This is a genomic window from Hymenobacter tibetensis (assembly GCF_022827545.1).
Classification (GTDB): domain Bacteria; phylum Bacteroidota; class Bacteroidia; order Cytophagales; family Hymenobacteraceae; genus Hymenobacter; species Hymenobacter tibetensis.
Map to the genome: position 1 here is coordinate 3,819,783 of NZ_CP094669.1, position 14,462 is coordinate 3,834,244.

The following is a 14,462-nucleotide window of genomic DNA, read 5'->3' on the forward strand; positions in this document are numbered from 1 at the left end:
AATGAAGGTGAGGCTCCGCCTCACCAGAAAAAGTAGCGCTTATCTTGCGGTCGTGTCCTCCCGCCTAGCCCTTGCCGAGATGTTGCTTGCCACGTACCCGTTGCCGCCCGCTTCGCTGGATAAGCTGCTGGCGCTGGCCGAATACGTGGAGCTGCCGAGGGGCGCCGTCTTGTTCCGGGACGACGCGCTGGCCCACTACGTCTACGTGTTGCAGCGGGGCCTGGCGCGGGTGTACGCCCGTCGAGCGGACCGGGAGGTCACGTTTTCGTTTCCCGAAGAAGGGGCCGTATTGGCCTCGATTCGGGGCTATACCGAGCAGGCCGTGAGCTACGAGACGATAGAGCTGCTCGAAGACAGCGGCCTGTTTCAACTCGATATGCGGGCGCTGCACGCCTTGTACCAGGAGGATATTCACCTGGCCAACTGGGGACGGGTGCTGGTCGAGCGCGTGTGGCAGCAAACCGAGCAGCAACTCATTGCCCGGCAGTTTCGCACCGCGGAGGAACGCTACGCGGACCTACTGCACCACAGCCCGCACCTGCTCCAGCGCGTGGCACTGGGGTACCTGGCGTCTTACTTGGGCATTACCCAAGTTACGTTGAGCCGGGTGCGCGCCAAACGCAAGTAAGCGCGGCTGGCCTAGGGCGCTACCGCTTTCAGGCCCAGCACGGACCCGATCAGGGTGGCGAGGAAAAATAGGCGTGGGCCGGTCAGCGGGTCCCCAAAGGCGACGACGCCGACCACCGCCGTCCCCACCGCGCCAATGCCGGTCCAGACCGCGTACGCCGTGCCCAAGGGTAGGTGCACTAAGCTCAGGTTGAGCAAGTAGAAACTCAGGATGCCACAGCCGGCGAAGGCCGCGTACCACCCGGCCGCTTCGGCGCCAACCGCCAGCCGAGCTTTGCCCAGACAAAAGACAAACGCGACTTCGGCCAACCCGGCCAGCACTAACAACAACCACGGCATGATGAAGAGGAAATGGACAGCGACAAAGGTCGCGTCTAACACTCGCCCTTCTTTTTACCAATGTTAAAAACGGCACCAAGAGCTTAGCGCAATTTTATTCCCGTTGCTATAAGAAGGTTGGAAAGCGAAAGGAGGACTACTTGATGAGCCGTGTCTAACAGAATGGGTTGCCTCTGTCACAGTACGCTTCAAAATATCATGCCATTTAGAGCCCACCCCTTTCCCCATCGATTCCGTGTCAAAGGGCATAGAAACCAGGGCTAATAAGTAGGTCCAGAAAGAAATAAGCAATTATCTTTATGAACCCAACTTTTTGAACCTTCATGAATAAAATCTTTGGCTACGCCCGCGTCTCCACCGTCGACCAGAATCTAGACACGCAACTTGACATCCTGACTAAAGCGGGGTGCGACCAAATCTTCCAGGATAAAATCACGGGCATGAGCCTGCAACGTCCTGCCTTAGATGAGATGCTGGGGTTGCTACGCGAAGGCGACACGGTGCTGGTAGCGCGCTTCTTTCGCCTGGGCCGTAGCCGAGACCATGTGATTCATCTAGTCAACTCGTTTCATCAGCGCGGCATTTACTTCAAGGCCCTGGACCTAGGCATCGACACGACCACACCGGCCGGCAAGTTCATGCTGTCCATTTTCGCCTCGCTCGCGGAGTACGACCGTGAGAGCATCTTGGAGAAGACCAAAGCGGGCCAGCAACTGGCGGCGGCACAGGGTAAGCATATCGGCCGTCCTAAGGGGTTCGATGCCGAGAACCTAGCCAAAGTGAAGAGAGCATTGGCGAGAGGTCTATCTGTGGCGGAAACGGTAGCATTAACGGAGATCAGTCTCTCTAGTGTTAAGCGCTATCGGAAGCACTTACAAGCTTCAATTGAACAACGTGGCATTTAGAGTGATTCTACTCTCACTATATCCTGTTATAATAAGGGTCCTTAATTTCTATTACACTCCGCTTTTTCACAATAGTACCCCCTAAGTAAGATGGCCTCTACGCATGCGTAGAGGCCATCTTACTTAGGGGGTCATCAAGCGTAACAGTTGTTACACCGTATCAATTTAGGCGATATTTAAGGCTAAATGCCGTTACTGTAACTGATACGCTTTACTCTAGTAGTCTATCATATAACTGCTTTTTCCATTTTTTGGTAAGCTCATATCGACCCATGTGACCTGTAAGCCATTTAGTCCGCGCTTCTTGCATGGTATCGGCGAACACCTTAGCCGCATCGCGCAAATCGTTGATTCGCTGCCGAGCTATACTATTTGGCTGCCCCAGATAAGGATGCTCTTTATAGTCTTCTAAACAGTCTATCGCCATGGCCCACAGCTGACTTAACTGGTCGGCCTTCAGGTGCTGGCCTTCCCAGTGAAGTAAGGCCTCAATGGCTTTCATGTAGTACCGATGCACCTCCCGCGCTAACGCTTGATCTTTACGCTGTTGTTCTTGCGCGTCTCGTAGGGCTTGTTGTTTTCGCCACTTGGTATGGAAGTCATCTTCTTCTGGATCATCGTCCTCATCGCGCGCTACTACCGTGAGGGCAGTACTTGACGGAGGAGACACCGGAATTGGCATTTGCCAGGGTAAGAGATCTATGTCCGTGAAAAGGGACGCTTCTTCGTTTTGCTGCTCTTGCTGATGTCGATGCGCCCACACCCGGCAGGCAACACTACAGTAAATTTTGTCGGCGCGACCGGAAAACCAAGTTTCACACACAGCACATTGTTTCTCAGAAGTAGGCATAATAGGATTTGAAAAAGAAAATGGATTAAAACACAAAGGGCCAACGTGTTTTATGCAGCCTTTTAGATGCATTCTTCTCGTGCCAGGCGTGCCACTTGTTTTTATAGCCTGGCAAGGCGTATCACATGAGCAAGCGGTACAGGCTGTCACGTGACAGGAGCACCTAAGAAGACAGTGAATAAGGCCTGTGGGACCAAACACGCGGGTGGCATGCCTGGCACGAGAAGAATGCATCTAAAAGGCTTAGTGATTGGTGTTGGTACTGGGCAGCGTGTCTTCGGCCCACGTTCGTTGTCCTAGGGCCTGGACATAATAGCCTCCCACGCGCCCACCTTGCGCCAGACGTTTCTGCTGCCTGGGTATCCCTAAGCGGGCCAGAGCTTCCCCTAGAAACCTTTCACGCAAGTTGCGAACCGTAGAGCGCAGCTGCAGCTCTTCCTTAATTTGGGCCAGGGTATAAAATTCTTTTCCCGGCTCAAAATGCATCACCACCAACTCATACTCCGGCGTATCCTGCTGAAATTGCCGGTTGCGTTCGTGTAAAGCGTCCAGTTCGTCTTCGTCAAACCAATATTGGAAGCCCGTTTGCCAGAGATGATATGCTTCGCTCCACACGGCCTCTAGGTCAATTTGCCGTGCGGCTTCAATGTTGATGGCTTCAATCTGAAAGGGCAAAAAGCGCCGCGAACCCGTGGGGTCTGTGAGAAAGTCTGCCCCGTTGACACTGCCCATAAAACTTGCTCGACGCGGCAACTCCGCAATTAGTCGGTCGTAGGGCCGACGTAGCTTTACCGAGGGTTGTGTAATGAGGGTTTTGAGCGAGTTTTCATCCCGCTTGTTGATCGTGCACAACTGATCATCAATGTTGATGAAAAAGTATTCGGCCAGCATGGACTGGGTATCTTTATTCTCCACCTGAAGCTTACCCGTAAACAGGTACCGCACTGCTAACGGTGGCGGGCAAAGCAGTTCCAGCCAAGTCGTTTTATACTGCCCTTGCCCTCCTGTCAGAACCAAGCAAGTGTGATTCTGGCACCCCACAGGAGTTAGGGCATTTGCAATGGTAGCAACCAACCATTTGGTGAGATAGTGAGTGAACACGACTGAATCGACCAGCTTCACCGTAGCGGCCAGCTTCGCAATGTGGCCGGTAGCAGCCGGCTTCGTACCAAGCATGGTGAAATATTCCTGCAACGGATCTACGCGAGGTGAAAAGTCCGAAGCCAACAACCGGTTCAACCCATCCGAACCCATCGCACATTGGTTGTGCGCCAGTTCCCGCAGGATGCTGTTGAGCTGGTAATCATTCAACGGCTCGTAGAGAATAGAGCTCCCAGCTGGTCGCCATTCGACTACTCCTTTCACTACATTGAAGCGCACCTCATAGCGCTGCTGTATGTATTGCTCTGCCCGCGCTAGTTTATTGTCTGCCGAGTTCGCCTTAAGCGATTTCTGCCGTTTCGGCAACGCTGGCTTCTTCGGCGGCACTTCTTCTAGGGAAGGTCTATGGCGTTTCATAGACCTAATTCCGTTAGCGAGTGATAAATGGGAATGCGTAACGGCACCTGGTATCCTACTTCCCGCGGATCAGGACCCAGATAGATTTCGGCGGAGCGAAAGGTCGAGTCTCGCTGCCGAGCCTCAACTAAGCACTGCTCCACTGGATGCCATAGGTGTGGAAGATGAATTGGCAAAGCACAACCTTCTTGGATGGCCTTACGCAAGGCAGATTGCCCGTAACGTCGCGCGTTGGCTACTTTATGCTTAATGTACAAGCGCCGTCGTTGAGCTTCAGTGGGAATAGAGGTACTAGTCCAACCAACTAGCCAGTTATCTACCTCACTATCCAACTCCAATAGTTCGGCATCAGAAGCACGGAGGTCATTTAGCATGCAACACGCCCCTCCTTCGGCTTATGAGACTCTAGGTATGTGATCAGTTCGCTGCGCTTGTACAGTACCCGTTTATCCGACGAGTGATAGGCCGTAATATAGCCTTCACGTCTTTTTTTGTTGAATGTCGGCTTAGACAGTCGAACCAACTCTAGAGCCTGCTTAGTGGTGAGATATTCCACTGAGTCATGCTTATAAACTGCCTTGATGCTTCTTTAATTGGGCGAAGCTGTTCTTCCAGAAGGTCATTGAGTACTGCTCGAAGTTGCGGAAGCGAGAGAACGAATAGTGCCGCTTCAATTGGGGGTGATTCTTTCATATGCCCTGGTTTAGTTGTTAAACCGAGGCAAGTTTCACTCCCTGTATGCGTCGCGTACGGGACATTCGTACGCTATTTTACCTGCTAATATGATTTCTTACTAGCTTTTGCTAGTTGTACCCTCTGGTTTGCCCTTAGCTCTCAGCCACTGCTCATTTTCTATAGTGTCAAGGCCTAATAACTTAAGCTGTGAAATAACCCATTCGATGTTCCGCTTCGTGTACATCAAATGATCGTGACCATAATCCGGGGCATTAAAGAAACGGAGCTGGGTTTCACGATCTGTTCCAGTAACAATGGCTACTAGCGTGATTGTAGTTGGATAATCAAGCGTTATGCCTCCCCTATGCCGGAGAAATTCAAATAGTAGCCCCACTTGTTTTGAAGTCGGCATGGATGATTTTGAATTGTGCTTTTCCTCACTTTTTCCTACAATAGTTTTGCGTCGGTCCCACTGGCTGGCCACCCGTAGCAATGATATAGAACTATCATTTGTATTCTTAGCCTGCTCAAGCCGCTCGTTTAGGTGCACTTGGATTAGATTGTGCACATAGCGCACAAATCTATCTTTCAAGTTATTGGAGGCCTGCCGTTCGAAGTGGAAATTGAGTAAATTATGAATGTAAGTATCAGTCGGCGTATTAAACTCCGGATGATGACTATCTCCCCCATTCTCTATCCGGTAAAGAAGGCGCTCGTTAAGGTATTGCTCTCGCCACTCTTTCGATGGGTGTTCATAGCTACCGTCGGGCATTTGTACCCAGGGGTCTCGGAAAGCATATTGTAAATCGACAGGTAATGCATCATCCTGCTTTAACTGCCACTTCTCCGCAAATTCCTGCTGTAGGCGAGTTAGTACTTCTGGATTAGTCCTCAGTTCCTCTTTATCTTGCCTTAACCTCTCCCAATCTTGTAGATAAGCCGTACTAGTTTCTTCACTACGTGTATACGACCGGTAGTCACTGAACACTACTAAGCACGAATGAAGCTTTACTGGGGGCATAGATGAAAACTTTACCAGAGTTACCCAAACTTAACTGCAAAGCCCCATTTGTAAGAAGAAGGCAAATAATACACGGTCCCACTCACGGACCCACTAACAAAAAAGCCTCGTTTGCAGGTTGCAAACGAGGCTTTTGGTGATCCCGCTGGGATTCGAACCCAGGACCCATACATTAAAAGTGTATTGCTCTACCAGCTGAGCTACAGAATCAATTACTTTGCAATCAAAAACTCGCCGTATGGCGAATGGTGGCACAAAAGTAGCCGGCCTGTTTCTACGCTCCAAACGTTTTGCTGAAAAAGCTTCTACTTTTTTTTCTGATTCAGTCCTGGTTTTCTCAACCTGCTACTGCCCAGAATGTTAATTCTGCTCTCGTTAAGGCCGACTCTGCTTTCGATGCCGGGGCTTATCAGGCGGCCTATGGGCAATACCGAAAGTTGTTGCGGCAGGAAGGCCTAGTATCGCCGCGCGTACTGCTCCGCATGGCCTATGTGCAGGAAGGGCTTGGGCACTATCCGGCGGCGCTTTACTACCTGCATATGGTGCTGGTTAGGCAGCCCCGGTTGGCTACTTGGCGCAAAATGGCTGAAATGGCCCGCAACCAACGCCTGACGGGCTACCCCGAAACTTGGCGGCAGGATTTGCAGCTTACATTTCGGCGCTACTACTACCTGGGGCTGCAAATCCTGCTGATTGGCGCCGTAATAGGTGGTACGCTGTTGGTCGTGCGCCGGCACCAGGTAACGCGCGGCTGGTGGGTAACCTATGGCTCCTACCTACTGCTCACGGCTGTATACCTGAACCTATTAGGAACTGAGCGTGCGGCGCTGGTTGTACGGCCCCGCGCCGCCTTGATGGCTGGTCCAAGCGCTGGTGCCGCGTGGCTTACCACCGCCACCACCGGCGACCGACTCCTCGTGCAAGATCAGCAAGACACCTGGTATCAGGTGCAATGGCAGGGCCAGGAAGCCTACATCCGTGCGCAAGACTTGCTGCTGGTGCAGTGAGCTTATGCGGAGGCAGGTCGTGTTCAGGTGCTGAGTACATAATTCCCCAGCGTTATTCTTACAGCACGCCCTTCTCTTCCTTACGGAAGTGATTGAGGACCAGCTTATCTGTTAGGCTAGGAAGCCACTTATTGAGAAAAACGGTGAGCTTCCCTTGGCTGGTGAGCACTAAGTCGCGGCGGCGGTGGCGGACGGCATTGAGGATATGCTGCGCTACTTCCTCGCTGGTCATCATCTTCTGCTCATCACGGGGCGACTCTCCCTGCGCAGAGCCGTCGGCGGCGAGGGCCACTTGGCGGATATTGGAGGCCGTAAAGCCGGGGCAGGCCAACAGCACGTGTACGCCCTGCGGGAGCAATTCCGTACGCAGCGCTTCCAAAAAACCATGCATAGCAAACTTGGAAGCGGAATACCCGGTTCGCCCTGGCAGCCCGCGGTAGCCGGCAACGCTGCTTATTCCTACCACCGACCCTTTACTGGCCAGGAGGTGAGGTAGCGCGAACTTGGTGGTGTACACGGTCCCGAAAAAATTGGTTTGCATCAGGCGCCGGATAACATCAAGGTCCACATCCTGAAACCGGGCGCGCATACTGATGCCCGCGTTGTTGAGCAGGACATCCAGTTGGCCGAAAGCCTGAATAGTTTCGGCTACGGCACGCTCGGAATCGGCCTCTACCCCTACATCGGCCCGAACAGTATGGTGTACAATGCCCAAGTCGGCTAGCGCGCGGGCTGTCTCCTGAAGGCGGGCTTCGTCGCGGCCCGTTACAACGATGCGGGCGCCGGCTTGGCCGAAGGCTAGGGCGCAAGCGCGGCCAATGCCGGATGTACCACCGGTAATGAGAACTACTTTGTCTTTCATGCCTGGCAAAGGGTGCGGGGTCTGCTTTGATGCAGCGCTGGCAAAACTACTTATTTCGTAGGAGCTAGGCGATGAGTGGCACTAATTCCGGCTTTTCTTTCACTTGTATAATTTATTAACCTATATATTATACCACCTATGCAATAAGCTGCATTTCGTGGCGCCATTGTTCCTACATTTAGAGTTTCTTACGATTCATTTTACGCAGTATTCTATGGCCCTAACTTTACGTACGAGATACCGAGTTTCTACTTTTTGGTTTGGTGCTTTATCGTTAGTGCTGTCCATTTTATTAGCGCCAAGTAGTAGCAGGGCTCAATGTCCGCCAACGGCTAGCGCCTGTACGCCTGGCTCGGCACCGTCTTCCGCCTATGCCTTCGGAATGGGTATTCTGAACGTAACGCTTGGCTCGATTAATAACACAACGCTCGGCGTGCAGGACGGCTTCCGGGACTACGCCTGCACTATTGGCACCACCCTCACGGTAGGCCAGAGCTACCCCATTAGCGTGCGTACCAACACCGGCGTGGAAGAAAGGGTACGCGTGTGGCTGGATGTCAACAACGACGGCACGCTGAACCCTACTTCCGAGCTGATTTTCTCTTCTACCGCCTTGCAGTTTCACAGCGGTACTATCTCGCTGCCAACGGGTACAACCCTAAACACACGCTTGCGCCTTCGCGTGGCCTCCGACTGGGTGAACTCGCCAGTGCCGGCACCCTGCTCCACTCCCCTGTACTCTCAAACCGAAGACTACGCCATAACGGCGGTAGGCAACACGGCCGCGCCAGTAGCAGAGTTTGTAGCTGACCAAACGGTAACTTGCTCGGGCTGCGTGCAGTTCACCGACCAAACGCAAAATGCCCCAACCAGCTGGCTCTGGACCTTCGGCGACAATACCACCAGCACCCAGCAGAATCCCAACCACTGCTACACTACGCCCGGAACGTACACCGTGACGCTCACGGCTACCAACGCCACTGGCTCCAACGTACGCACCCGCACAAGCTATATCGTATACAACAATCTGGTGCCCGTAGCCGCTACGTGCACCCCTACCACGGTAGCCTACTGCTGCGACTATGGTATTACCAGCTTTACCCTCGGTTCTCTCACGAAAACATCGTTGAACGGCCAGGCCGGCTACGAGAATTTCACGTGTACCAACCGCGTCCAACTCGTTGAAGGCACGGCCGTTCCGATCAGCCTTGTTACTGGTGGCACCTCCCCACACGATACTCGGGTGTGGCTGGACCTGAACAACGATGGCGCGTTCACCGGCAATGAACTGCTTTACACCGCGCTAAACAGTGACAACCCCTCCGGCACGCTTATCATACCGGGGGCGGCCGTGAAGAACACCCCCCTGCGGTTGCGGGTGCTAGCCGACTTTGTAGGCGGCGTGAGTGGCCCCTGCTCGAATCCGCAGCTGGGCCAAGTGGAAGACTACACCGTCACGGTACTGCCAAACACCACCCCTCCCACAGCGAATTTCACCTCGAACTACGTACTAGGCGACTGCCAGAACCCCGTGCAGTTCACCGACCAAAGCACGAATGCCCCAACCAGTTGGCTCTGGACCTTCGGCGACAATACCACCAGCACCCAGCAGAACCCTTCGCACATCTACTCAACGTCGGGGGTGTTCAACGTGACGCTAACGGCCACCAATGCTTTCGGCAGCAACGTGGTGACGCGCAACAGCTACGTGGTTTTCATGCAGCCCTGCGTATCGTATTGCACGGCTACCGGCACTACGCCCAACATCTGGCTGACCAACGTGGCCGTACGGCGCGGCGCCACCACCGACCTCAACAACTCCTCAGCGGCCTCAGCTAGTGGCTATGGCAACTACACAAGCCAAGTGGTGAACCTGTACCAGGGTCAAAGCACCACGCTCAACCTGACCGTAAACACCGGCTTCCAACAGCACATCTTGTGGGCCTGGGTTGATTGGAACCGCAATGGCACCTACGAAGCGTCGGAACAAGTGGCAAATGGCTCAACTACGGCCGCTCTGTTCAGCACTCCAATCACCGTACCTACCACAGCGGCTAGCCGAGGCTTTACGCGGATGCGCGTGATGGTGCGCCTCAATACGTCGCCAGTGCCTACTGCCTGCCAGATCAACCAAAACAACTCGGAAACCGAGGATTACTCGGTACTGGTGAATGCGACACTTAACACAAACGAAGCCCGAGCCTTGCCGGCCCTCGCCGTTTTCCCCAATCCCACCGCCGACGGCCACCTAACCCTTCGTCTCCCCGACCCTGCGGCCGCAGGCACCTATACCGTGCGCGTTGATAACGTGGTGGGCGCACAAGTGCTCGAGACTTCGGTGCGGTTGAGTCCGAGTCAGGAAGCCGAGCTGAACCTCTCGGGTCTGCCCCGCGGGCTGTACTTGGTACGCCTGCAAAATGCCGAGGGCAAAATGGCTACGCGCCGCATTCAGGTAGGATTGTAGTTGACGCTTTGGAGGCTGCTTGCTGGTGTTTCTTGGACTTCAACAGTAAGTTATTCAGCAAGCCGCACTCCGAACTTCGACGCGCAACAAGTAAATAAGTGGTACCCCGAACATTCAGTCTATGCGCCAAACTGTACTCCGCGCCTTACTCCTGCTACTCTTACTAACGGGGCTACGCCCAGGTTCGGTGGTGGCTTCTCACTTATTGGGAGGCGAGATGACGTATCAATATCTCGACGCCAACGGCCCGACTGGCAACCAGTTTCGCTACCGCATTACGGTATTTATCTACTTGAATTCGGAATGCGCCGTGCCTGGCATACCGTCCCAAACGGTTTCGAGTGTGCCTGACGGGCGCTGCAATATCTTTCTGAACTTATACAACAAGACCACGGGTCAGCGTATCGTTAGCTCGGAGGGATCCAACAGCTTCTCGTGCGCGCAGATGGTTTGTGGGGGGCCGCCGCAGTCTGATGTGCAACCAGCCGGCACGTTTCGTCTGCCGCGCATGTCCAACCCCAGCATTACGCCTCCGCTGCCGGGCGGCTGTAGTATTCCGCCCGGCTCGATACCGTCGGTACGCTTGGCCCGCTATGAGGCCATTGTGAACCTGCCCGTGTCTTTGATTGGCTATTACGCTGTGTATACGGATGGCACGCGCAATTTCAACATCGACAACTTAAGCAACCCAAGCGGCCAGAACCAGACCATGTACGTGGATATGGCGCCACCGCTACTGCCCAACTCGTCGCCTACCTTCTCGGATACGGCCGTGGTGGTTATCTGCCAGGGCGATACCAGCATCCTAGTCAACAACGCAGTAGACCCTGACGGCGACCGACTAATCTATTCGTTTAGCACTCCCTACAACAGCCTCCAAGGAACCACCCCGACCTTTACTCCACCGCCGCCAAGCGTCACGTATGCGCAGGGCTATTCTGCTTCCACCCCCTTCGGGACGGGCCCCGGCAACTATGCGTTCCTGAATGCCAGCACTGGCATCAGTCGCTATGCCACGTCCAGGGTAGGGCGCTTTGTGGTGGCAGTGGAAGTGAAAGAGTACCGAACCATCAATGGCAACGAGGTGCTTATTGGCTCTACCCGCCGCGAGATTCAGCTGGTTTCGCGCACCTGTCAACCCAACAACTCGCCGCAGTTTACGCCCGCCACCGTAGCGACGCGTACGTTCACTATTCAGGAAGGCCAATCCCTTAGCTTCAACCTAGCGGCCACCGACCCCGATGGCAATCCGCTTCGTATACGGGCCAATAGTGTGCTGCTCGACGGGACGGGGCCCTTCAATGCCACCTTTGGCGGCAGCCAAGGCACGGTGTTGCCGGGTGCTCCTACGGGTAGTGCCACCGTGCAAGGCGCCAACGGCAGTGTCAACGGCCAGTTTGTGTTCAATAGCCAGTGCGGCAACGCCCGCAACACGCCATACGATGTGGTAGTCACGGCTACTGACGCAACCTGCGGCGCCAAAACAGTGGCCGAAGTGTTTCAGATTATAGTGACGAAAGCGGCTGGCCCGACTGGCATCACTGGCGAAGGCGTTATCTGTGACCGAACCACCCCGCGACCTTATGCAGCGACAGGTCCTACGGCTAACTCCTACCTCTGGACTGTGCAAGGCGGCGTCATTCAAGGCCCTAACACGGGCAGCACGGTGCAAGTGCTCTGGAACGGCACCGGCGCAGGCCGCATAACGGTGCGCGGTATCTCGACGCAGAACTGCCCCACCGACTCGGTGTCGCGCACGATAGATGTACGGCCTGCTAGCGCCCTGACTGTAACGCCGACTGCTGCCTCCATCTGCCAGGGCGCTTCGGCCACGCTTCGGGCCTCGGGCGGCACCACCTACACCTGGACTAGCAGCACGGGGCAAACATTCACGGGGTCTACCATCATCGTCACGCCTTCTGCCACTGTCACGTATACGGTTACCTCTACAGATGGCACCTGCACCTCTTCGCAGTCAGTGACCGTGACGGTGAACCCGCAAGCCGTAGCCGACGCCGGAGCCAATGCCACAGTTTGCTCGGGAGAAGCCACCACCTTGGGTACTGCGGCCCTTCCGGGGTACACCTACCAGTGGAGCCCTGCCACTGGGCTGAGCAACGCCACGGCCGCCCAGCCTTCCGTCACAGTTTCTACGGGCACTATGCCGCAGACGTTGACCTACATCGTAACGGCTACCACGGCCCAAAGCTGCGTAGCCTACGACACGGTACGCATCACTGTAAACCCACGCCCTTCGCTCGATAGTATTCAAGGTTCTGCTTCGGTGTGCCCTACGGTGCAGGGCGTGGCCTACTCCATTCGTAATGCGCAGGCAGGCGACTATCAGTGGATTGTGACGGGTGGCACGCTGGCAACTGGCCAAGGCACGGCGGCCATTACCGTGAACTGGGGTGCGGCTTCTACTACGGCCAGCGTCAAGGCCTTCCGGTTAAATAGCTTTGGCTGCTCTTCTGACACCATTACGTTCCCAGTCCGCGTCAACCCGGAACTCTTCACCCAACGGCCAACGGGCCCGTTGAGCGTGTGCTTGGCCGATGGCCCGTTCACGTACCAAACACCACTCACCGCCGGTTCCACCTACGGTTGGCAGATAGTAGGCGGCACGCAGGTAAGCACCAACCAGAACACGGTGCAGGTGACTTTCACGCGTGCTGGCATTGCCAAGCTCGTGGTAACGGAATCCAGCAACCCGAGTGGTGGACGCTGCCTGGGTCAGAGCGATACGCTGTATGTAACCGTGCGGCCTTCCCCAGCAGCCAACTTGGCTATCAGCGGCCCTAGCCGCGTTTGTGCTGCTCCACAGTCTAGCGTCAACTTCACGTTGCCAGGCAGTGCAGGCTCTACCTATGCCTGGACGGTAAATGGAGTACCCCAAGCAAGCGTCACAAACACCCTACTCATTTCGACATCTGTACCGAGCACTTACACTATCACGGCGCGTGAAAGCAATGCCAGCCTTTGCTCGGGCCCGGTTTACACAAAAATCCTTACGGTAGTGCCCACATTGGCTATTACCGGCCCAGCTAGCTACTGCCCCGAAGCCCGAACCGGCCTCCGCTACACCATCGCCAACGGAACAACAGGCGGGGTATACCAATGGGCTGTAACAGGTGGAACCATTGTTAGTGGCCAGAACTCGGCTACGATAGTGGTTGATTTCGCGGCGGGTACTACGCCCGCTACCATCCAAGCAAACGAAACCAGCAGCACCGGATGTACCGCTGTGTTCACCGTGCGGCCCGACAATGCTAGTATTAACCTGACGCTAGCTTCCGTTGATCCACAGAGCGATACGCGAATTGCTCTTGCCCTCAACGTTCCCAGCAACACCGGCAACAGCAACAGTGTGAGTGTCACGCGCCGGGTGTTGGGCAGTACGGGGGCTTTCACCGCGGTTGGCACGGCGGCCAACACGGCCACCACCTTCACCGATACAGGAGTTGATGCCGACGCTGCTGCTTACGAGTACCAAGTGAACCTGACCAACGCCTGTGGCACCGTCCTGAGCAGCACGCAGCATACCACTATTCGCCTGCAAGCCACCGCCACCGAGGGCCAAGCCGGCCGCGACCAAGGCAAGGTGCAGCTCACCTGGAATGCGTACCAAGGCCGGCCGGTGGGCAGCTACAGCATCTACCGCCAGGTGAACGGCGGCGCCACCGAGGAACTGTTGCAAACCGTGCCCGCTACCGGAGCTCCTACCTATAGCCTACTGTTGCCGGTGGGTGCCGCTGGGTTCAATCAGTGCTTCCGCATCCGCACCGTTGATGCCACACAGTCTACCGCGCCTGTCTCGCTCTCGAACCTGGCATGCGTGGAGTTTGCCAACGATTTAGTGTTCTATAACATCGTGACGCCAAACGGGGATGGCCTAAACGACCAGTTCATCATCAAGAACGTGGAGCTGTATAGCGGCAACACCTTCACCGTCTTCAACCGGTGGGGCAAGGAAGTGTACAAGACCAGCAACTACAACAACACGTTTGACGGCGTCAACTCCCCTGCCGGCGTGTACTATTACCAACTCCAATTAGCCGGTGGACGATTGTACAAGGGCTGGTTCGAGGTGGTAAAGTAGAACCACGGGTTAGCTGAATTATTCGGACTGCACGGATTTCTCAACCGAGTAAAGCGCAAAGAGGCTTGCCCGTGGCAAGCCTCTTTGCGTTTCAG

The 14,462-nt window shown here is 55.1% G+C and carries 11 protein-coding genes and 1 tRNA gene; 5 read left to right on the plus strand and 7 right to left on the minus strand.

Features of this window, described 5'->3' with window-relative positions:
- Positions 1–52 precede the first annotated feature (52 nt).
- Entirely contained in the window at positions 53–628 is a 576-nt protein-coding gene (locus MTX78_RS15230; protein ID WP_243796048.1) for a Crp/Fnr family transcriptional regulator, read from the plus strand.
- A gap of 11 nt (positions 629–639) precedes the next feature.
- Here MTX78_RS15230 and MTX78_RS15235 read toward each other — a convergent pair whose 3' ends face one another.
- Entirely contained in the window at positions 640–966 is a 327-nt protein-coding gene (locus tag MTX78_RS15235) for a DMT family transporter (protein ID WP_243796056.1), read from the minus strand.
- A gap of 323 nt (positions 967–1,289) precedes the next feature.
- Here MTX78_RS15235 and MTX78_RS15240 point away from each other — a divergent pair, with 323 nt between their 5' ends.
- Positions 1,290–1,871 carry a recombinase family protein gene (locus MTX78_RS15240; protein ID WP_243796058.1) on the plus strand — a complete coding sequence of 194 codons (582 nt, stop codon included), beginning with the start codon at positions 1,290–1,292 and terminating at the stop codon, positions 1,869–1,871.
- 211 nt (positions 1,872–2,082) lie between these two features.
- Here the strand turns inward: MTX78_RS15240 and MTX78_RS15245 are convergent, their stop codons facing one another.
- The 5 genes from MTX78_RS15245 to MTX78_RS15260 all read right to left on the minus strand — a co-directional run bounded on the left by MTX78_RS15245 (position 2,083) and on the right by MTX78_RS15260 (position 6,145).
- The gene (locus MTX78_RS15245) at positions 2,083–2,721 is read right to left on the minus strand and encodes a hypothetical protein (RefSeq protein WP_243796060.1); all 639 of its coding nucleotides are present in this window, start codon (positions 2,719–2,721) and stop codon (positions 2,083–2,085) included.
- Between the two features lie 243 nt (positions 2,722–2,964).
- On the minus strand, positions 2,965–4,239 hold the full coding sequence (locus MTX78_RS15250; protein ID WP_243796061.1) for a virulence-associated E family protein: 1,275 nt from the start codon (positions 4,237–4,239) through the stop codon (positions 2,965–2,967).
- Between the two features lie 367 nt (positions 4,240–4,606).
- Positions 4,607–4,795 carry a helix-turn-helix domain-containing protein gene (locus tag MTX78_RS25460; RefSeq protein ID WP_394805587.1) on the minus strand — a complete coding sequence of 63 codons (189 nt, stop codon included), beginning with the start codon at positions 4,793–4,795 and terminating at the stop codon, positions 4,607–4,609.
- A gap of 237 nt (positions 4,796–5,032) precedes the next feature.
- Positions 5,033–5,935 carry a hypothetical protein gene (locus MTX78_RS15255; RefSeq protein ID WP_243796063.1) on the minus strand — a complete coding sequence of 301 codons (903 nt, stop codon included), beginning with the start codon at positions 5,933–5,935 and terminating at the stop codon, positions 5,033–5,035.
- A gap of 134 nt (positions 5,936–6,069) precedes the next feature.
- A tRNA-Lys gene (locus tag MTX78_RS15260) sits at positions 6,070–6,145 on the minus strand.
- Positions 6,146–6,225: 80 nt separating this feature from the next.
- On the opposite strand from MTX78_RS15260, the gene MTX78_RS15265 reads away from it, so the two are divergent.
- Positions 6,226–6,942 carry an SH3 domain-containing protein gene (locus MTX78_RS15265; RefSeq protein ID WP_243796065.1) on the plus strand — a complete coding sequence of 239 codons (717 nt, stop codon included), beginning with the start codon at positions 6,226–6,228 and terminating at the stop codon, positions 6,940–6,942.
- 58 nt (positions 6,943–7,000) lie between these two features.
- Here the strand turns inward: MTX78_RS15265 and MTX78_RS15270 are convergent, their stop codons facing one another.
- Complete coding sequence (locus MTX78_RS15270; protein ID WP_243796067.1) at positions 7,001–7,804, minus strand: SDR family oxidoreductase; 804 nt, start codon at positions 7,802–7,804, stop codon at positions 7,001–7,003.
- Between the two features lie 382 nt (positions 7,805–8,186).
- Here MTX78_RS15270 and MTX78_RS15275 point away from each other — a divergent pair, with 382 nt between their 5' ends.
- Positions 8,187–10,268 carry a GEVED domain-containing protein gene (locus MTX78_RS15275; RefSeq protein ID WP_243796068.1) on the plus strand — a complete coding sequence of 694 codons (2,082 nt, stop codon included), beginning with the start codon at positions 8,187–8,189 and terminating at the stop codon, positions 10,266–10,268.
- 121 nt (positions 10,269–10,389) lie between these two features.
- Positions 10,390–14,367, plus strand: coding sequence for a T9SS type B sorting domain-containing protein (locus MTX78_RS15280; protein WP_243796069.1), 3,978 nt, complete (start codon positions 10,390–10,392; stop codon positions 14,365–14,367).
- The last annotated feature ends 95 nt before the right edge of the window (positions 14,368–14,462 follow it).

Coding starts and splice junctions, on each gene's coding strand:
- MTX78_RS15235 (WP_243796056.1), bottom strand. CDS start 966: ATGCCGTGGTTGTTGTTAGTGCTGGCCGGGTTGGCCGAAGTCGCGTTT.
- MTX78_RS15240 (WP_243796058.1), top strand. CDS start 1,290: ATGAATAAAATCTTTGGCTACGCCCGCGTCTCCACCGTCGACCAGAAT.
- MTX78_RS15245 (WP_243796060.1), bottom strand. CDS start 2,721: ATGCCTACTTCTGAGAAACAATGTGCTGTGTGTGAAACTTGGTTTTCC.
- MTX78_RS15250 (WP_243796061.1), bottom strand. CDS start 4,239: ATGAAACGCCATAGACCTTCCCTAGAAGAAGTGCCGCCGAAGAAGCCA.
- MTX78_RS15255 (WP_243796063.1), bottom strand. CDS start 5,935: ATGCCCCCAGTAAAGCTTCATTCGTGCTTAGTAGTGTTCAGTGACTAC.
- MTX78_RS15270 (WP_243796067.1), bottom strand. CDS start 7,804: ATGAAAGACAAAGTAGTTCTCATTACCGGTGGTACATCCGGCATTGGC.
- MTX78_RS15275 (WP_243796068.1), top strand. CDS start 8,187: ATGGGTATTCTGAACGTAACGCTTGGCTCGATTAATAACACAACGCTC.
- MTX78_RS15280 (WP_243796069.1), top strand. CDS start 10,390: ATGCGCCAAACTGTACTCCGCGCCTTACTCCTGCTACTCTTACTAACG.